The following is an 18,058-nucleotide window of genomic DNA, read 5'->3' as shown; positions in this document are numbered from 1 at the left end:
GGAAGGATAGCAAAGCGCTGTCCGGTAGATGCCGACCTTGGTCGGCATGGGTTGTGCGCGGTCATGGTGCCTGACGGATTGTGCCGACCACGGTCGGCACCTACCAAGGCGGTGCACGGTAGCGCCGGGCCATGCCCGGCGGAATGCATCCATCAGCGGCCGGCACTACTCCTCCAGGCTGGCGTTCCAGAACCCCTGCAGTACACCCGGCGTGGCCGCCAACGTCGCCAGCACGGCATCCAGTTCGCCGCCATCGACCGTGGTGGCGTACAGCACCGCTTCGATCTCGACATCGCGCTCGCCGAACGGGCGCTGGTCGACCGCGCGCACCGGGTACTGCGCCTGTTCCAGCAACAGCAGAAGCCGGTCCAGCACCTCGGCCTGCTGCTCACGCTGGCAGACCACGTTGATCGCGTAGGTTGCCTCGCTGAACGCTTCCGGCAGCGGTTGCCGCTGGATGCGGTTCACCACCGGTCGCAGCAGGGTGTTGGCGGCCAGCACGAACACCGCAGCCAGCACCGCCTCGGGCAGCAGCTTGATGCCGGCACACGCGCCGACCGCCGCCGAGCCCCACAAGGTGGCTGCGGTGTTCAGGCCCGATACCTGTGCGCCATCCTTCATGATCGCGCCGGCACCGAGGAAGCCGACACCGGAGATCACGTAGGCCACCACGTGCAGCGGTGACGGCGGCCCGCCGTACAGGTCGTGGAAGCGCACGGCCAGGTCGACGAACACCGCGGCGCCCACCGCCACCAGCGTGTTGGTGCGCAGGCCGGCGGTGCGCTGGCGGAACTGCCGCTCCAGGCCGATCAGCGCGCCCAGCACGAAGGCGACGGACAGGCTGATCAGCGAGCTGAGGGTGGCGCCCGCGTTGAACGCGGGCAGGTGGGGGTTGAAGTCCATGACGGTTCTCCCTGCGCCGATGCGCTTACTGCCAGCCGTAACGGCGGATGTAGAGCTTCTTCAGCGCGGTGGTCAGCACCGCATAGCCGAACAGGATCGCCACCAGGAACGGCCAGTAGCCGGCCGGCAGCGCCTGCAGCTTGAAGTAGCCGGCCAGCGGGCTCATCGGCAGGATCACGCCGATCGCCATGATCGCCCCGGTCATCAGCAGCAGCGGCGGCGCGGCGATGCTCTGCAGGAACGGCACCTTGGGCGTGCGGATCATGTGCACGATCAGGGTCTGGGTCAGCAGGCCGACCACGAACCAGCCGGACTGGAACAGTCCCTGGTCAGCCGGTGTGCGTGCATCGAACACGTACCACATCAAGGCGAAGCAGCTGAGGTCGAAGATCGAGCTGATCGGCCCGAAGAACACCATGAAGCGGCCGATGTCCGCCGGGTTCCACTTCAGCGGCCTGCGCACCAGCTCCTCATCGACGTTGTCGAAGGGAATGGCGATCTGCGAGATGTCATACAGCAGGTTCTGCACCAGCAGCTGCAACGGCAGCATCGGCAGGAACGGCAGGAACGCCGAGGCCACCAGCACCGAGAACACGTTGCCGAAATTGGAGCTGGCGGTCATGCGGATGTACTTCAGCATGTTGCTGAAGGTTCGCCGCCCCTGGATGACGCCTTCCTCCAGCACCATCAGGTTCTTTTCCAGCAGGATGATGTCGGCCGCCTCCTTGGCGATGTCCACCGCGCTGTCCACGCTGATGCCGATATCGGCCGCGCGCAGTGCTGGAGCATCGTTGATGCCATCGCCGAGGAAGCCGACCACCTTGCCCTGTGCACGCAGCTCGCGCACCAGCCGTTCCTTGTGCAGCGGCGTGAGGCGGGCGAACACGCGGTGTTCCTGCAGTGCACGCGCCACGGCCGCATCGTCCATGCGCTCGATCTGCGGGCCGGTCACGATCGTGTCGGCGTCCAGGCCGACCTGGGCACAGACCCGGGCGGTGACCAGTTCGTTGTCGCCGGTGAATACCTTTACCTCCACACCGTGCGCGGCCAGCGCCTGCAGCGCCTGCGCGGCCGACTCCTTCGGCGGATCGAGGAAGGCCACGTAGCCCACCAGGGTCAGATCGCGCTCGTCGGCCTGCGAGTACACACTCTGGCTGGCCGCGGTTTCCTTCATCGCCACGGCCACCACGCGCAGGCCCTGTTCGTTCAGTTCCTCGGTGGTCTGCCGCACGCGCGCCAAGCGCTGCTCATCCAGCGGCATGTCCTGGCCGTTCTCGCGCACGGTGCTGCACACCGCCAGCATTTCCTCCACCGCACCTTTGCAGATCAATTCGTGATGGTCCTCGCGCTCGGATACCACCACCGACATGCGGCGGCGCTCGAAGTCGAACGGGATCTCATCGACCTTGCGGTAGTCCTGTGAAAGGCGCAGCGAGCTCTGCAGCTCCACATGCTCCAGCACCGCACGATCAAGCAGGTTGATCAGGCCGGTCTGGAAGTGGCTGTTGAGGTAGGCGAAGGTCAGCACATCCTCCGAATCCTGCCCGAACACATCGGTGTGCCGCTCCAGCGCGATCTTGTCCTGGGTGAGGGTGCCGGTCTTGTCGGTGCATAGCACTTCCATCGCACCGAAGTTCTGGATCGCGTCCAGGCGCTTGACGATCACCTTGCGCCGCGACAGCAGCACCGCGCCCTTGGCCAGGGTGGAGGTGACGATCATCGGCAGCATTTCCGGGGTCAGGCCGACCGCCACCGACAGCGCGAACAGGAACGCTTCGGTCCAGTCGCCCTTGGTCCAGCCATTGACCAGCAGCACAAACGGCACCATCACCAATGCAAAGCGGATCAGCAGCCAGCTGACGCTGTTGACCCCGGCCTGGAATGCCGTCGGCGCGCGATCGCTAGCAATGCTGCGCTGGGCGAGGGTGCCGAAGTAGCTGCTGTTGCCGGTCGCCAGCACCAGCGCTGTTGCCGTGCCGGACACCACATTGGTACCCATGAACAACAGGTTGGCCTGTTCCATCAGGCCAGCCTCGGCGTTGCCCGCCTGCACGAACTTCTCCACCGGCAACGATTCGCCGGTCATCGCGGCCTGTGCGACGAACAGGTCCTTGGCCGCGAGGACACGGCAATCGGAGGGGATCATGTCGCCGGCCGACAGTACGATATGGTCGCCCGGTACCAGGTCGCGGATCGGCAGATCCAGCAGCCGTGCCGGCCGCCGGCTGTGCAGCTGTGCGCCGAAGTACTGGTCGGCCACTTCCGCCGCTTCGGTGCCCGCAGCGCGGCGCAGCACGCGTGCGGTATTGCCCACCAGGGCCTTCAGCCGTTCGGCAGCGCGGTTGGAGCGCCCCTCCTGCACGAAGCGGATCAAGGTGGACAGCACCACCATCGCGCCGATCACCACGGTCGCCTTGGCATCTTCGGTCAGCCAGGACACGGCCGCCAGCACCGTCAGCAGCAGGTTGAACGGATTGCGATAGCACTGCCACAGATGGCGCCACCACGGCAGCGGCTTCTCGTGGTCGACCTCGTTCGGGCCGAAGCGCAGCAGGCGCTCTTCGGCTTCGTGCGGGCTGAGACCGTCGACATGCGACTGCAGGGTAGCCAGCGCATCGGCTTCGCTGCCCTGTGCAAGCGCGAGCAGTCCGGCAGTGAGCGTGGCCGGTGCGGCCTGCGTGCTGCCACGGCCGTAACCGGCTTCGGGCATCGCACGACGACCGAACAGGTTGCCCGCGCGGCGGCTGCGCAGGAAGGCGTTGAACCAGGCGTTGAGCAGGCTCATGGGGAGGTCCTCTTGGAACGGCGCCGGGCGGAGCCGGCGCGTGGAGCGGAAGGGGCGGGTAGTCAGGCGTGGCGCATGGCCAGCACCGCGGGCGACCAGGGCTGCATGCGCAGCCGCTGGCTGCCGCCGATACACAGCGGCTTCATCGCATCGCGCAGCGGGTAGGGCAGATGGCGCAGCACGTTGATGCGCTCGCTGATCGGCAGCAGCGACAGGGCGTCGGCCACCACCCGTGGCGAGCCGAGGGCCAGCGAACGGGCGAACAGGACAGGGCCGTGCTGCAGCAGCAGGCTGCGCAGGGCGGAAACATCGCGCTCACCGATCAGGCGGCGGACGGTGATGTAGAGAATCTTGTAGGACATGGGATTCCTCCGGACAGGCGCTGCCCGGGGCTCCCATCGCTTACACGGACAGGAACCGGCCGTCAGTCGCCAGCAGTGAACAAGGGGGCAGGCAGGGGCGCGCGTCGCGCCCGGCAGGGTCGGGATCCATCTGCGTCTCCGCGTGGGGCGGCCAGTGGCTGGCCAGTGGCGCTATTGTCCGCGCTCGCATTCAGCAGGCCTAGAGGCCCGTGGGTTAGCCCGGCTATACCTTGGTATAGAAAAAGGGGCCGTTGGCCCCTTTTGTTCAGCTGCGGTCGGCAAAAGCGTCGGTGGCCCGCACCAAAGCATCGGTAGTGGCCGCTTCGTTGGCACTGTGGCCGGCGATGACCATCTCCAGGGTGGCTTCCGGCCAGGCTTTGGCCAGGTCCCAGGCACTGCGTGGTGGGCAGATGATGTCGTAGCGTCCCTGCACGATGACGCCGGGCAGATGGCGGATGCGATCGATATCGCGCAGCAGTTGGCCGTGTGCCAGGAAGGTGTTGTGGCGGAAGTAATGCGCCTCGATGCGCGCTTTGGCCAGGGTATCAAGCGGATCGGTAGCGGAGGCCGCGTCGACGTCATGCACCAGCGTGGCGGCGTTGTCTTCCCAGCCCAGCCAGGCCTGTGCCGCGGCGATGCGGACGGCTTCGTCGGCGTGGTCCAGGCGCTTCCAGTAGGCTTCGAGCATGTTGCCGCGCTCGTCCTCCGGGATGTGCGCCTCGTAGCGATCCCAACGCTCCGGGAAGATCCAGCGGGCACCGCCGTTGAGCTCGGCGAACCAGCGGTTCTCTTCCTCGCGACCGAGGAAAACGCCGCGCACGATCAGCCCGGTGGCACGGTCGGGATGGGCCTGTGCGTAGGCCAGCGACAGGGTTGAACCCCAGGAACCGCCGTAGACCAGCCAGCGCTCGATGCCCAGGAGTTCGCGCACCTTCTCGATGTCGGCCACCAGATCCTGCGTGGTGTTGCCACGCAGCTCGCCGAACGGCGTGGAGCGGCCGCTGCCGCGCTGATCGATCAGCACGATGCGGTAGCGCGCCGGGTCAAAGAAGCGGCGATGGGTGGGCGAGATGCCAGCGCCCGGGCCACCATGCAGGTACACCACCGGAATGCCATCAGGCGTGCCGCACTCTTCGATATGCAGGGTGTGCAGCGCGTCGACGGGTAGCGTGTGTTCGCGGTACGGGGTGATCGGCGGGTACAGCGTGCGCATGGTGGTGCCTCACAAGCGGGGTGCACAAGGATAGCGGGGCGTATCGGCCAGCGTCATCCGCGTCAGGTTCAAGTATTCTTTGCGTTCAAGGGGCAATGGCCGGCGATTCCTGGCGATAGAGACCCTGCAGGACGCAGAGGATGAATGACTTGAGCGCGCAGGACGTCACCGTACACGCCCCACCGGCGCGCGGCACCCTCAGCAGTGGTGCCCGTGAGTCGATGAAGTGGCTCGCGCTGCTGTCGATGACCGGTGACCACGTCGCCAAAGTGGTTTTCGGTGGCTATATGCCGGTGGTCAGCGAGTTTGGGCGCATCGCCTTCCCGCTGTTCGCGCTGGTGATGGCCTGCAACCTGGCGCAGCCTGCTGCCGATCTGGGCAAATCGATCCGGCGCTTGTCCGCATGGGGCCTGCTCGCGCAGCCGCTGCATGCGCTGGCCTTCAGCAGCTGGCTGCCCCTCAACATCCTGTTGACGTTTTGCCTAGCCGCCGTGGCGGTGTATGCGCTTGCCAACAACCGGCAACTGTTGCTGCTGGTGGCGGCAGGCCTGCTGCCGTTCTTCGTGGATTACCAATGGGCGGGCGTGGCATTCGTGATGCCGGGCTGGATCGCGTTCCGCCACCGGGCGTACTGGCTGCTGGCGTTCGGATTCGGCGGGCTGTGCTGGGTCAACGGCAACGGATGGGCGTTGCTGGCCATCCCGCTGGTACTGGCGTTGGCCAGGGTGCCGTGGACGGTTCCGCGTTCACGCTGGGCGTTCTATGTGTACTACGTGGGGCACCTTGCGGTCCTGGCCGCCTATGCGCAGTGGCTGCGCTAGCGGCGGCATTCATCGTGGCGGTACGCTGCTCCGATCACGCCGCTGGTGTCTTTCCCGGCCGCAACGCACACCGGGCACGCTCGCCTCTACAATCGGCCAATGCCGACCCCGCCCACCCTCGACGATCTGCGTCGCTACGCCGTAGCCCGCACGCTGTTCACGCCCACCACGCTGCTGACCGCGATACGCCGCCTGGGTTTCGTGCAGGCCGATCCCATCCGTGCGCCTGCGCGTGCCCAGGACCTGACCCTGCGGCACCGGGTGAAGGGCTATCAGGCCGGGGACCTGGAGCGCCGCTACAGCCGGTTGCCGATCGAGGAAGATTTCCTGGTCAACTACGGCTTCCTGCCGCGCGAACACCTGTCGTTGATGCACCCGCGGGTGTCCCGCAGGCCGTGGGACGCCAGCACGCGGCGTAAGGCGGCCGAGGTGCTGGCGTTCGTTCAGGAGCGCGGTGCAGTACATCCGCGCGAGGTCGACCAGGCGTTCGCGCATGGCCGGGTGACCAACTACTGGGGCGGCACCAGCAATGCCAGTACCCACCTGCTGGATGGCATGCACTATCGTGGCCTGCTGCGCATCGCGCGGCGTGACAGTGGCACCCGCATCTATGCCGTTGCAGAACATGCACTCGCCGAGGGCGGCAAGGCCGCACGCCTACAGCGCGCCACCGCACTGATCGATCTGGTGGTGCGCAAGTACGCGCCGTTGCCTTCGGCCAGCCTCACCTATCTGGCGCGGCTGCTGGGCTATGGCGCTCCACATCTGGCCGCCGAGATCCAGCAGGCACTGCGGCTGGCACGCGAGCGCCTGGCCGGCTGCATCATCGACGGAACCACTTGGTACTGGCCGGCCGAGGAGAATCCCCGGTCGCGGCGCTACCAGGCCGATGAGCAGGTGCGGCTGCTGGCACCCTTCGATCCGGTAGCCTGGGATCGGCGACGGTTCGAGCTGCTCTGGGGCTGGGTCTACAGGTTCGAGGCCTACACACCGGCGGCCAAGCGTCGCTTCGGCTACTACGCGCTGCCGCTGTTGTGGCGCGACCAGGTGGTCGGCTGGGCCAATGTCACCGCCAAGGACGGCGCCCTGCAGCCGGATATCGGTTTCGCCAGCGCCTCGCCCATGAAGGACGTTCTGTTCCGCAATGCGCTGGATGACGAGCTGGAGCGGATGACGCGCTTTCTCGCTGGCTGAGGCGTTGCCTTGGGATGACAGCGGGCGCTGCCGCTATTCGTCGCGTCGCTCCGTGCGTACCCGTGCACGCGCGTCATAGAGCTGGCTGTCGGCATGATGGATGGTGTCGGCTACCGATTCACCCGGCGCACTGAGCGCCGCGCCCATGGAGAACGCCGTCGGCGACTGCGCTGCGTTGGCGGCATACCAGCCCTCAAGGAGGGGAAGGCGCGCGGACGCCGATGCGGTCAGCACCACCAGGAACTCGTCTCCTCCCAGGCGGACCACGGTCTCTCCCGCACCCAGCGGCGTCCTGAGGAACGCGGCAAAGTCGACCAGGATCACGTCACCGCGGCGGTGGCCCTGCGCATCATTGATCCGTTTGAAATCGTCCAGGTCGAACACCAGGCATGCCCATGTTCCGGCGGTCATCTCATCGAGCCGGTGCAGGTAGCGGCGGTTGTGGCACTGGGTAAGTGGATCCTTCAGCGATAGTTCGCGCAGGCGCTGCTCCTGCAGGCGCAGCGCGGTGACATCCTGGGCGTGGCCGAGCACGAAGGGCGGCTGTCCTTCGCTGTCGAGCACGTTGTTGTAGGACCAATAGCGCAGCGTTCCATCGGCGGCAATGAGCTCGATGACGCCGGTATCGGTGTGGTTGGCCTCGATGCGTTTCAGGTAGGCATTGAACACATCGCGGCGCTCGGGCGGCATGTATTCGCACAGGCTGCGGCCGATGATCTGGCGTTCCTCATAGCCCAGAGACTGCAGCGCTGCCGGGTTCACCGACGTCAGCGTGCCATCTAGCGTATGCGTGCAGATCAGCCCGAGGCTGTAGTGGAACAGCCGGCGATAGCGCACCTCACTCGCCTCGAGGGCGTCCAGCGCCGCGCGTTCTTCGGTGACGTCCTGGATCGCGCCCACCAGCCGTGGATGGCCCTCCACCTGCTGCCGGTTGCCCACCACGCGGGTCCAGATGCTGCGTCCGTCGGCCGTGCGCATCGGCAGCTGCACCTCCCAGGGCGTGCCATCCTCCACGCAACGCTGCACGGCAGTCTGGATGATGCTGCGGCTGTCCTGACGGTAGAACGACAGTGCCGATTCCAGGGTGGGCTGGTAGCTGGAGCGCACGCCGTGGATCTGCTTGGTCTCGCGCGTCCAGCGCACCTCATCGGTGCCCAGGTCAAGTTCCCAGCCGCCAACCTTGGCGGCAGTGTTGGTGCGCTGCAGGAAGTCCTCGCTGCGCTTCAGATCGCGATGCAGTGCCTGCGCCTGGTCGACCTGTCGCAGCAGTGCGCTGCGCTGCTCCAGCACCTGCGTGGTGACCCGGCCAAGATGGACCATCAATTCCCGTTGCGACGGCGACAGCACGCCGGGCAACGTGTCGAGCAGGCACAGTGTGCCGATGCGCGCGCCATGGGCGGTGGTCAGTGCTATTCCAGCGTAGTGGCGTACCCGGTGCCCTGCGGTGACCAGCGGACTGCTGGCGAACCGTGGGTCCTGCCTCGCGTCTGGAATCTCCAGCAGCTCGTCCTGCTCGATGGCATGCGAACAGAAAGAGATGGAGCGGGGCGTTTCAGTAATGTCGCCCAGCCCGATGTTGGACTTGAACCATTGCCGCTGCGCGGCAACGATGGAAATCAACCCGATGGGCATGCCGGTGGCAGCGAGCGCGGCGGCAACAATGGCATCGAACACGGGCTCAGGCGGTGTATCGAGAACACCCAGGCGATCGATCTCGAGAAGTCTGGAAGCTTCATCCATGGCAGGCACTGCGTCTCCGGCAGGGAAGGGCAGGTCACAACGATCACGCTAGGGCGCGGCACGTTATGCCGTTGCGTGGAACAGTGAGGCTGGTGTCAATGATTCTTCAGTGATGGGTTTCATGCAGGTCTCTTTGGCGTTGCCGCGCGGGGCGCGCGTACCGAAACGTGACGGTGATCGCGCACGTGCCAGCGCCAGGGAAAATCCACGGCACGGGTGATGCCGATGCGCGGCCCCACCACCGGGTCGTCCGGCGGCGCCATGCCATCGTCCAGTATCGTGATGCCGTGGCTGGCAGTCACCAGATCGGCGCCGTCGAAGTGCCGGTCCAGGCCAAACGCCTGCGACAGCTTGCCGGGGCCACTGGCCAGGTCGTGGTCGCGACGGGCGGCAGGGCGCAGCGGGTACATCAGTTCCTGCCCGGCGACCGGCGCGGCGGCGCGCAGCAGTACCGCAACACCCTCGCCGACGTCACCGCAGACGACATTGCTGCCCCAGTGCATGCCATAGGTGAAGTAGACATAGAGATGGCCTGCTTCGCCGAACATGCTGGCGTTGCGCGCGGTCATGCCGCGCCAGGAGTGCGCCGCCGGATCGTCGCTGCCGGCATACGCCTCGACCTCGACAATGCGTGCCACGCGGCCATCGTTGCGCACCAGCAGTTTGTTCAGCAGCTCGGGGGCGACCACCGTTGAAGGTCGCTGATAGAAGGCGCGCGGTAGTCGAGTCCCGTCAACGGGCTGCACGGTGAACGGGGCGTCTGGACCTGTCTGCTTCGGCATGCTGCAATCATCGCCTGTCAGCGGTGAAGCTGTCGCCAGCGCGGGGTCAGTCCGCCGTGGCTGGACGATCGAGCGCGGCCCGACGCGCGGCAAACACCTCCGGTGTCTGCGGTTTGATGAACAATGCCACCAGTTCCGGGAACTCCTGTTTCACCGCAGACTCGATGCGGGTGATGCAGGCCTCGATCTGCGGCGTGGTTCGGTCGTCCTCGAATTCCGCACTGAGCATCGCCACCACCTGTTCCGGGCCCATCTGCAGGGTGGTCACACCGTTGGCGCGGCGCAGATCCGGGTCGGTCACGGCCACGGCCATGATCCGTTGCGCCACCGCCGGGTGGGCCGGCTCACCGATCAGCAGGCCCTTGGTCTCGCGCGCGAGCAGGAACGCGGTCAGCGCCAGCACACCGGCAATACACAGCGAGGCGACCCCATCCAGCACCGGCATCTCCAGCAGCTGCGCGGCCAGCAGCCCGACCAGGGCGAAGCCGAGGCCGAGCAGGGCGGCACTGTCTTCCAGCAGCACGGTGAAGGTGGACGGATCCTTGCTGCGACGGAATGCCTCGAAGTATCCCAGCGAGCCCTTGCTGCGGCGGAATTCGCGCAGCGCCACCCACCATGAAGCACCTTCGAACAGGATGGAGATGCCCAGCACGCTGTAGCTGATGGCGTGATTGCTGGCCGGCTCCGGCTGGCGGATGTGCTGGATGCCTTCGTAGGCCGAGACGCCGGTGCCGGCGGCGAATACCAGCAGGGCGACGATGAAGCTCCAGAAGTACAGCTCGCGGCCGTAGCCGAACGGGTGCAGGGTATCGGGGGCCTTCTCGGCACGGCGCAGGCCGTACAGCAGCAACACTTCGTTGAGGGTATCGACCAGCGAGTGCACGCCCTCGCTGAGCATGGCCGAGCTGCCGGACACGGCGGCCGCGATGAATTTTGCGACGGCGATGGCAAGGTTGCCGGCCAGGGCGGCGTAGATGACCAGGCGTGAGCCGGAGGGCGAGGACATGGCAGAGACAAGGTAGCGCGGAAGACTGATGATCGCGTCCACCTTGTCCCCGGCGTGTGCAGGGGAAGGTCCTTCACACCTCTGCCCACCTCTGGGCTAGCAGGCAGGAGCCCTTTGCCGCGGCCTTGATTTGCGCACCGCGCCGGTGGCGGACTTCACCGGTGGTGGCGGTGCGACGGATGTTGGCGCAGGAGGTTCCGGAGGCTGCGGTGGGGGAGTTGCTTGGGGAGCATCAGGCGTCGTGTACCAGGTGAACACTTCGCTGCTGGGCACGGGGATCGACCGGGTTCGGGTCTTCGGCGTCCAGCCCGGTTCGGCGATGACGGTGTGGCTGCCAAGGCGATTGAGCAGGAAGACATCCCGGATCTCATACAACTCCTTCCCGGGGCCGTCGATTCTGCGGCAGTTGGTTGACACCCCGGATGCCCGAACCATCCTGCAGCCCTCGCTCGATACCACCACACTCTGGTGGGGCAGCATCCCCAGCTGGAACGTGCTGGCAGCGCGGTCGAGTGATTCGAACAGGGTGCCTGCAATGAGCAGGATCGGGGCGATTACCAAGGCAAGTGCGAGTACCCGGGACCAGAGCGGGAGTGTCCTGATGCTCAGGATGACCAAGTGAAGGAGCGGCAGCCCGAGCGAGACCAGGAGCACTTCCCAGCCGCTCATCGTGGCGGCTGCGGAATGGGTGCCGAAGACCACGATCGCGATCAAGGGTAGCGTGAACAGGTAAAGGCAAGCGGACAGTGCAGTCAGCCTCAGTGCCCACCAGATCTTCTTCTTCCGCAGAACGCTGCCGACGGGCTCATCAATGGGCTTGGGCTTCATTCCCATCGGCGCGAAGGCGCCAGCGGCACCGACCAGAATGGCGCCTGCGAACAGGATGGGTGCAGCGTCGCCGAGTGGAGTGAAAAGCCAGACGTACATCCAGCCTGTTGCCAGGGCCGCTCCCAGCATGGCCATACCCATGCTGAGGCCAGCGGACGCCAACCATTGCGTCTGAGATGTGCGGATGCTGCTTCTGTCGGTGATGAATCCTGATTTCTGCCACTCGATCAGCACAGCGGCGGGGAGCATGAGCGTCAAGATGACCACGATGACCATCACGACCGAAAAGAAGACGATGGCCGCCGCCACAAGACCGATATCGGTCAGTGCAAGGCTTGGCAGGTAGTGGATCCGCCAGAAGAAGACGATCATCGCAAGGGTGCCCGCCAGCGCGAACAACGCCTTGTGGGCGTAGATGTCGGTCAGGATTTTGGACGCTGCCGGCCAAGGCGAGCTTGAAGGAGGCGAAAGGGTGTCGGGGCGGGGGTCCTGCAACGGCATCGCGCATCGTCCATGAGTCGGGCTTCACCCCCGGATATCGGCCGTTCGCGAAAGCGCTTGAATCGAAATCCAGATCCACGCATATCCTTGCGTGGACAAGAACGCGCTCCTTCAGGGCAGCATCAGCTCTCAGCGCCCGACTTGATTCAGATACAGCCGTGCACCGTCTGATTCGCGTCGCCCCGACCAGCGCCCGCCACCGCTCTGGCGAAAGCGGCCGATCACCTTGTTGTCGGTATCGGTAATCAGCAGTTGGTTGCCCGACAGCAGCCAGCGGTTGGCCGCGAAGAACTCGTCCGGGCAACCGGCCGGCACCCACGCGCCATAGCCACCGAACCACGGGCTGTTCTTCAGTTCGATGGTGCAGCTGTTGCCGTTTTCCTGGCCCAGCGTCCAGTTGCCGAACAGATCGCTTTCATTGACCGGATCGCCGCGGTGGCGGTCGTGGCCCAAGTCGTCGCTGCGGTCTTCATGGAAACCGATATCGATCTCCGCGCCCTTGCGCTCACTGCGCGACTCGGAATGCGAGCTGCCGGTGCTGCTCGACCGGGTCGTCATCGATCCGAGATTGCCGAATGCCGAGTCGCCCGTGTTCTTTCCGGCGCTGTCATCGTTGCTCGAGCCCGACGTCGACCGGGTGGTTTCCGTTGTCTGCGAAGTGCTGGAGGACTGGGTGCTGCTGGACTGCTGGCCGAAGCCGATGGAAGCATCCTGGGCCAGTGTGGTCGCCGGTGCGGCAAGGCTGCAGAGGGCCAGCAAGCCGAGGTAGGGGAACACGGTCGCCATCGTTGAATCCTCGTTGGGGACAACGGAAACAGCGGAGTGTGTGGGCGGGAGCATAGGCCCGGCGGGGCAGGGCGGATGTGATGAAGGCCGTCCATGGGCCTACGCCAGCGCGGGTCAATCCGAGTGCACCCTCGCCGGTTGGACCGCCGCCTGCATGCGGCAGCCCGAGGTAGCGTCGCCCCGCTGCGACGCCACCCGCCCGGAGCGCCCGCTAGTGTGGAGCCACCAGGATCGCCGCATCCAGCACCGGGAACGATTGCGGTGCCTGGCCCGACGAGGCGACCAGGCGGATCTCCAGCGTCGTCGAACCGCCGCCGGCAGCATCCGCGCGCAGCGCGCCCAGCGTCTGCGGCAGTGGTACGGCGAACGTCGTTGGATGATCGTGGCCCATGGCCGCCATGCTCGGCCCGAAGAATGAGACCGTGCCGGCGTAGTACGGACTGTCCGCGCTGACCGAGGTGACGTCGGCCGGTGCATTGATCAGGACGTCGAACTCGCGCGTGTTGTGCAGTCCATGGGGACGCTCGAGGGTCACCTCCGCAATCAGCATGCGCGGGCCGGTGGCCGCCAGATGCGCACGAACCGCTTCGTTGGGCACAGCCACACGCACGGCGCCGTCGGTCCGCTTGCTGCGCACCAGCCGCGCGGCCTTCGCGGCGTTCGGAGCCGTTGCGGCCTGCTCTGCGGCACGGACACCGCGGCCATAGACGTAGTCATAGTCGAACGCGGTGGTGGAGAAGAATTCCGCGGCCGGGCGCGTGCCGACGTAGCGGCCCAGGCCATTGACGAAGAAGCGGAACGGTTCGTCCATGAACTGCCGGCGTTCGGCAGCGTCGGTCGGCATGATCGGGCGGCCGAAGGCCTGCTGCCTGCGTGTCCACACATCCCACAGGCGATCCATGTTGGCGTGGTGCAGGTAGAAGATCGGATCCAGCGGCGACAGGAAGTTGGTCATGTTGCCGTAGGGGCCGGGATCGACGGCGCCGACACCGCCAATGCAGTTGTGCACCTTGTTGTGCGGGAAGCCTTCCAGCACCGAGAACTTGGTGGCCCCATCGGGCTGCAGCACGTGCGAGGTGGTGCGCGAGCTGGTGAAGCTGCGGCTGATGTCAGGGTTGTTGAACTCCACCGGTGACAGGCCGGCACGGATGGTGTCGGCGGACACGGCGGAGGCCGTCTTCGGGTCGAAGCCCGGATGCTCGCGCCATAGATAACGGGCGCCACAGGTAACCGCGTACGCCGCATTGCCGGAAATGCCGGTCTGTTCCTTGGCGTTGTAGCCGGTGACGTCGTTCCAGACGTCTTCGGCGCTGTTGTAACCACGCAGCGACAGCTGCTGCCGCTGCCCACTGTCCAGGGTGTTCCAGTGGCGCTGCAACGCAGGCTTCATGAACTGGGTGAACACCGCCAGGTTGCGGGTGTAGGGCGTATAGGCTTTGTCTGTCGGGGTCAACAGACCGTCGAACATCGCAACCGGAATCTGCGGAAGTTCAGTCCAGTCCCAGTACGGCATGGCGAACTGGCGATCGCCGCTGAGCTCGCGGATGGTCTGTTCGAAGTAGCCTACGTAGCCGCGGTGCCAGACATAGAACCACCAGTTGCCGTGCGGGCAATCCATCAGGTGCACGAACGCATTGCGGAACCAGTTGCGCGGGTCGTCAGCCGGCAGCGCCAGCATTGCCTGGATGCCTCGGGCATAACTGGCCAGCATGCGCTGGCCTTCCGGGCTGGTGACGTTGTGGCGGTGGAAACGCGCCACTGCGGTACCGTCGCTCGCGCTCTGGCCACTGGCCAGGGCACTGGGCGCGAACAGCGATGCCAATGAGGCGGTGGCAGTGGTTGCTAGGAAATCACGGCGTGTGTAACGCATAGCGTCCTCCCTGGTGATTGGTTCAACCGCGTCGGGTTACGAATCACTGCAAGGGCCCACGGCTGCTGCCACGGGCCGGACGGGGACATCCAGCCCCGCCGCCCGGATCGACGGGCGCGAAGGCGCCGCCGGACCAGGGCGGCAGCAGTATAGGCACGGCATTGCGCCCGGATCTGGGCAGTACGCCACAGTCATGGCCGGCCTTGGCCGGCCGGGTCGACTATTCCGGGCCGGTCTTCACCCGCGCCACCCGCTTTCGATACTCATACACGTTGTCACCGCGGATCCGCTTTTCCTGCGTGCCTGAGATCGAATCCACCCGGCGATCCGAGCCGGTCACCGGCTTGGCATCGATCTCGGTTTCGTGTTCGAACGAATGCGATTTGTCGGTGTTGCGGTAGAACCGGTACAGCGCCCAGTACAGCGCGGTCGCGCCGGCCGGGCCTGCAGCCAACAACCAAAGACCACTGTCATCACTCATGTGCTGGCCACCAGGAAGGCAATTGCGAGGGCTTCGATGATCGTGCCGGCGGTCAGCGCCGCCAGCAGCATCTTCCACTGCTGCACCGGCACGCTGCCCATGGTTTCACCGGTCCGACCGTTCACCGCGATGTAGTGCAGCATGCCGCCGTTCTTGCCGGGCTGGTGGTACGAGTACAGCCACACCGGCAGGTACATGGCCACCCAGCGGGTGCCGTGCACCTCCAGCTGCTCCTGTTCCCAGCGTACGCCACGGTCGTAACGGCGCACCGTGCCTTCCACCTGCGCGCGGGCGATCGACAGCAGCTGGTCTTCCAGTCGCGGCCGCAGCTTTTCGACGTCCAGGTTGCGCTTTTCCGAAGTGAAGCCCGCCAGGTAGGAGGCGTTCCACTTCACCGCATTCTTGGTGTCGAACGGCAAAATCGTGTTGATGATGTTGTTGGTGTTGGCGCGCGTGTCCAGGTTGCCGCGCTCGGCCGACGATTCCAGCGGCAGGTCGTCCACGGTGAAATCGACCTGGCGTTCCACCTGGTAGACATCCGCGTCGTAGTAGGTCTGCTTGTTCTTTTCGCTGCCACGGGTGTATTCGCGCGTCTTGATCTCGCCCTTGCCGGCCACGGCCGCACTGACATTGCCGTCGACGATCATGTAGGGCAGGTACACACCCACCACGTTTTCCGGGGTGAACTGCTCCTTGAACGCCTTGAGCGCGAACATCCGGCGCTTGTCGACGAACTGGCGGATGCGCGCGACCGCATCCTCCTTCTTGATGTGGAACGGCAGCACGGCGTCAGGCACGGCGCCGTTGGCGATCTGTTCGTTCACGCCGAACACGTGCCGGCACCAGTGGCAGCGCGCCGTCATCGTGCTTTCGGTGTTGACCGTGACTTCGGCGCCGCAACCGGTGCACTTGAAGGTCATCAGTGCCGAGGTGTCGGCATCGATATCGCGCGCGCCCGATGCGATGACGGTGCCACGCAGCTGGTCGATGGCTTCACCCAGCCCGAACTCCTCCTCCACCCGTGCGCCATGCCATTCGTGACGGCAGTACAGGCAGACCAGGATATCGGTACCCAGCTTGGGCCGGATATCGGTAGCGCCGCACTTCGGGCAGCGGTTGAGACCGTCTTTCAGTTCGGCCGCGGAGGTGTCGATGGCGACCGGGTCGGGCGCCTCGATCTCATTGCGTATGGCCTCAGGCAGCTTCGAGGTATCGAGCGGGAAGCTGCCGGGCAGGGGAGGGACGTCCTGCGGCGAACCCGGCCCGTCCAGCACCGCCGCCGGCAGGGGCGGCGGTGCTGAAGCGGATCGGGGCAGCGGCGGAGGCGTGTTTCTGGGATCGGACATGGTGGTTGCGCGTCCTGCGTCTGCTTACAGTCCCAGCGCCTTGGCCTTCAGCGCGTCATAGTCGGTCTGGGTGATCAGGCCCAGATCCAGCATTTCCTTGGCCTTCTTCAGCTTGGCCACCGGGTCGTCGGCAGCCGGCGCGGCCGGGGTTGCTGGCTGCTGCAGGTTGCCCGCGCCGAACATGCCCGACGCCATGCCCACGCCGACAAGGCCGGCGGCACCGCCGTTCTCGCCTGCGGACTGGATGCCCTGGGCAACGCTGGCCTGCAGGTTGGAATTGCCGCGCGAGCCGGACAAGGCATCGGCGCGCTGCACGGTCTTCAGCAGCTCACGGGTGTTGGCGTCGTACTCGATCGAGACGATGGCGGTCTTGACGATGGCCAGGCCGCGATCGGACTTCCACTGGTAGCCCTGCTCGACGGCAGCCGACAGGCTCTGCGCAAAGCCCAGCGAATCCTGCTGCAGCTTGGTGATGCGGTTGCCCTTGCTTGGATCGTTGGTATACAGGCTGAACGCCGGCGCCAGCGAACCCACCACTTCATTGAACAGCTGGCTGGCAGCGGCGTTGTCCAGGTCGGTGAAGTCGAATACCTGGCCCGGCTGCAGGTAGCTGGCCGGAACGAAGTTCTTCACGAACAGGATCGGGTCGACGATCTTCAGCGTGTACGAGCCACGCGTGACCGCGCCGACCTGGGTGTTGAGGAAGCCATCGTCCCAGTAGATTTCCGACTGGGTGCCGAAACGGTTGTCCGGCAGTTCCTTCAGCGAAACGAAGAAGGCGGCCTGCTGCGAGCCCGGCTGGCCGCCGAACTTGAAGCGCTCCCAGCTCTGCTTGATGAAGGTGCTGACCAGGCCGTCGCCGGCGAAGATCGACTGCGAGTTCAGATCGTCCGAGCGCCACTCGTAGCCACCCGGCTCGGCGACGAAGGCGGTGATCGCGCCATCCTGGAACAGCAGCAGGCCGTAGCCTTCCGGCACGACGATCTTCGAGCCGTTGCTGATGATGTTGGAGGAGCCGCTGGTGTTCGAGCCGCGCCCGGCATTGGTGCCCTGCGGCACCGCTGCAAACAGGGCTGCCGTGGACGGCAGGCCGGTCGGCACGGTGTAGAAGTCCTTCCATTGGTCAGCCAGCACGCCGCCGACTGCACCCTTCACCGCTTGTACCAGACCCATGACCCACTCCCTGTAGTTGCCGGACAGGCACCACGCCTGTCGTGCTCGGCTGACTATAGAGGAGGCAGGCTACGCGCGGCTAGCAGCCGGGCGAATCCCCATTCATCTCGCGTCTCAGGCCAGGGCACAGTTGATCGGGCCGTGACCGATCAGCGGCACCAGTTCCGTAGCCTATCGCCGCAATGGCAGGCAAAATCGCCATCCAGCGGCGCGCGAACAGGTGTGCGGAAACGGGCTTCGGTGTAGTCCGGATCCAGCGATCCCCAG

Annotated in this window: 15 protein-coding genes; 2 read left to right on the top strand and 13 right to left on the bottom strand. The window is 65.7% G+C overall.

The features are described from left to right. Positions 1 to 165: 165 nt before the first annotated feature. From QP457_RS11800 to pip, 4 genes are all read right to left on the bottom strand, one after another. A complete protein-coding gene (locus tag QP457_RS11800; protein ID WP_100552611.1) occupies positions 166 to 903 on the bottom strand; it encodes an MgtC/SapB family protein in 738 nt (245 codons plus the stop codon). A 25-nt stretch (positions 904 to 928) separates the two neighbouring features. After that, on the bottom strand, positions 929 to 3,688 hold the full coding sequence (gene mgtA, locus QP457_RS11795) for a magnesium-translocating P-type ATPase (RefSeq protein WP_205404239.1): 2,760 nt from the start codon (positions 3,686 to 3,688) through the stop codon (positions 929 to 931). Between the two features lie 62 nt (positions 3,689 to 3,750). After that, on the bottom strand, positions 3,751 to 4,050 hold the full coding sequence (locus tag QP457_RS11790) for a hypothetical protein (protein WP_100552609.1): 300 nt from the start codon (positions 4,048 to 4,050) through the stop codon (positions 3,751 to 3,753). 265 nt (positions 4,051 to 4,315) lie between these two features. Then, positions 4,316 to 5,263 (bottom strand): prolyl aminopeptidase, encoded by a 948-nt coding sequence (gene pip, locus QP457_RS11785; RefSeq protein ID WP_205404238.1) that lies wholly within the window; start codon positions 5,261 to 5,263, stop codon positions 4,316 to 4,318. A 140-nt stretch (positions 5,264 to 5,403) separates the two neighbouring features. On the opposite strand from pip, the gene QP457_RS11780 reads away from it, so the two are divergent. Together QP457_RS11780 and QP457_RS11775 are read left to right on the top strand one after the other, a co-directional pair. Then, the gene (locus tag QP457_RS11780) at positions 5,404 to 6,084 is read left to right on the top strand and encodes a TraX family protein (RefSeq protein WP_205404237.1); all 681 of its coding nucleotides are present in this window, start codon (positions 5,404 to 5,406) and stop codon (positions 6,082 to 6,084) included. Positions 6,085 to 6,183: 99 nt separating this feature from the next. Beyond that, entirely contained in the window at positions 6,184 to 7,278 is a 1,095-nt protein-coding gene (locus QP457_RS11775; RefSeq protein WP_205404236.1) for a crosslink repair DNA glycosylase YcaQ family protein, read from the top strand. A gap of 33 nt (positions 7,279 to 7,311) precedes the next feature. Here the strand turns inward: QP457_RS11775 and QP457_RS11770 are convergent, their stop codons facing one another. The 9 genes from QP457_RS11770 to QP457_RS11730 form a co-directional block, all read right to left on the bottom strand. Next, positions 7,312 to 9,018, bottom strand: a complete 1,707-nt coding sequence (locus tag QP457_RS11770; RefSeq protein WP_205404235.1) for a PAS domain S-box protein — start codon at positions 9,016 to 9,018, stop codon at positions 7,312 to 7,314. Between the two features lie 119 nt (positions 9,019 to 9,137). Further along, entirely contained in the window at positions 9,138 to 9,800 is a 663-nt protein-coding gene (locus QP457_RS11765; RefSeq protein ID WP_205404234.1) for a DNA-3-methyladenine glycosylase, read from the bottom strand. A gap of 46 nt (positions 9,801 to 9,846) precedes the next feature. Continuing rightward, on the bottom strand, positions 9,847 to 10,806 hold the full coding sequence (locus QP457_RS11760; protein WP_205404233.1) for a cation diffusion facilitator family transporter: 960 nt from the start codon (positions 10,804 to 10,806) through the stop codon (positions 9,847 to 9,849). Positions 10,807 to 10,902: 96 nt separating this feature from the next. Continuing rightward, entirely contained in the window at positions 10,903 to 12,135 is a 1,233-nt protein-coding gene (locus QP457_RS11755) for a hypothetical protein (RefSeq protein WP_180167187.1), read from the bottom strand. A gap of 129 nt (positions 12,136 to 12,264) precedes the next feature. Beyond that, positions 12,265 to 12,921, bottom strand: coding sequence for an AprI/Inh family metalloprotease inhibitor (locus QP457_RS11750; protein WP_205404232.1), 657 nt, complete (start codon positions 12,919 to 12,921; stop codon positions 12,265 to 12,267). A 211-nt stretch (positions 12,922 to 13,132) separates the two neighbouring features. Then, positions 13,133 to 14,791, bottom strand: coding sequence for a tyrosinase family protein (locus tag QP457_RS11745; RefSeq protein ID WP_205404231.1), 1,659 nt, complete (start codon positions 14,789 to 14,791; stop codon positions 13,133 to 13,135). 220 nt (positions 14,792 to 15,011) lie between these two features. After that, positions 15,012 to 15,272 carry a hypothetical protein gene (locus QP457_RS11740; protein ID WP_099818559.1) on the bottom strand — a complete coding sequence of 87 codons (261 nt, stop codon included), beginning with the start codon at positions 15,270 to 15,272 and terminating at the stop codon, positions 15,012 to 15,014. Next, positions 15,269 to 16,618: a TFIIB-type zinc ribbon-containing protein gene (locus QP457_RS11735; RefSeq protein ID WP_205404230.1), complete on the bottom strand. Its 1,350-nt coding sequence runs from the start codon at positions 16,616 to 16,618 to the stop codon at positions 15,269 to 15,271. Before QP457_RS11735 ends, QP457_RS11740 begins: the two co-directional genes overlap by 4 nt. Positions 16,619 to 16,642: 24 nt before the next feature. Beyond that, positions 16,643 to 17,791, bottom strand: coding sequence for an SPFH domain-containing protein (locus QP457_RS11730; protein WP_089235748.1), 1,149 nt, complete (start codon positions 17,789 to 17,791; stop codon positions 16,643 to 16,645). Positions 17,792 to 18,058 lie beyond the last annotated feature (267 nt).

The organism is Stenotrophomonas sp. As-7 (genome assembly GCF_030291015.1).
Classification (GTDB): domain Bacteria; phylum Pseudomonadota; class Gammaproteobacteria; order Xanthomonadales; family Xanthomonadaceae; genus Stenotrophomonas; species Stenotrophomonas lactitubi.
Note: the sequence above shows the minus strand (reverse complement) of the source record. Positions and strands in the feature narration are given on the sequence as shown.

Bases quoted from the DNA above. Each gene is read 5' to 3' on its own strand.
- QP457_RS11800 (WP_100552611.1), bottom strand. From the start codon at position 903: ATGGACTTCAACCCCCACCTGCCCGCGTTCAACGCGGGCGCCACCCTC.
- mgtA (WP_205404239.1), bottom strand. From the start codon at position 3,688: ATGAGCCTGCTCAACGCCTGGTTCAACGCCTTCCTGCGCAGCCGCCGC.
- QP457_RS11790 (WP_100552609.1), bottom strand. From the start codon at position 4,050: ATGTCCTACAAGATTCTCTACATCACCGTCCGCCGCCTGATCGGTGAG.
- pip (WP_205404238.1), bottom strand. From the start codon at position 5,263: ATGCGCACGCTGTACCCGCCGATCACCCCGTACCGCGAACACACGCTA.
- QP457_RS11780 (WP_205404237.1), top strand. From the start codon at position 5,404: ATGAATGACTTGAGCGCGCAGGACGTCACCGTACACGCCCCACCGGCG.
- QP457_RS11775 (WP_205404236.1), top strand. From the start codon at position 6,184: ATGCCGACCCCGCCCACCCTCGACGATCTGCGTCGCTACGCCGTAGCC.
- QP457_RS11770 (WP_205404235.1), bottom strand. From the start codon at position 9,018: ATGGATGAAGCTTCCAGACTTCTCGAGATCGATCGCCTGGGTGTTCTC.
- QP457_RS11765 (WP_205404234.1), bottom strand. From the start codon at position 9,800: ATGCCGAAGCAGACAGGTCCAGACGCCCCGTTCACCGTGCAGCCCGTT.
- QP457_RS11760 (WP_205404233.1), bottom strand. From the start codon at position 10,806: ATGTCCTCGCCCTCCGGCTCACGCCTGGTCATCTACGCCGCCCTGGCC.
- QP457_RS11755 (WP_180167187.1), bottom strand. From the start codon at position 12,135: ATGCCGTTGCAGGACCCCCGCCCCGACACCCTTTCGCCTCCTTCAAGC.
- QP457_RS11750 (WP_205404232.1), bottom strand. From the start codon at position 12,921: ATGGCGACCGTGTTCCCCTACCTCGGCTTGCTGGCCCTCTGCAGCCTT.
- QP457_RS11745 (WP_205404231.1), bottom strand. From the start codon at position 14,791: ATGCGTTACACACGCCGTGATTTCCTAGCAACCACTGCCACCGCCTCA.
- QP457_RS11740 (WP_099818559.1), bottom strand. From the start codon at position 15,272: ATGAGTGATGACAGTGGTCTTTGGTTGTTGGCTGCAGGCCCGGCCGGC.
- QP457_RS11735 (WP_205404230.1), bottom strand. From the start codon at position 16,618: ATGTCCGATCCCAGAAACACGCCTCCGCCGCTGCCCCGATCCGCTTCA.
- QP457_RS11730 (WP_089235748.1), bottom strand. From the start codon at position 17,791: ATGGGTCTGGTACAAGCGGTGAAGGGTGCAGTCGGCGGCGTGCTGGCT.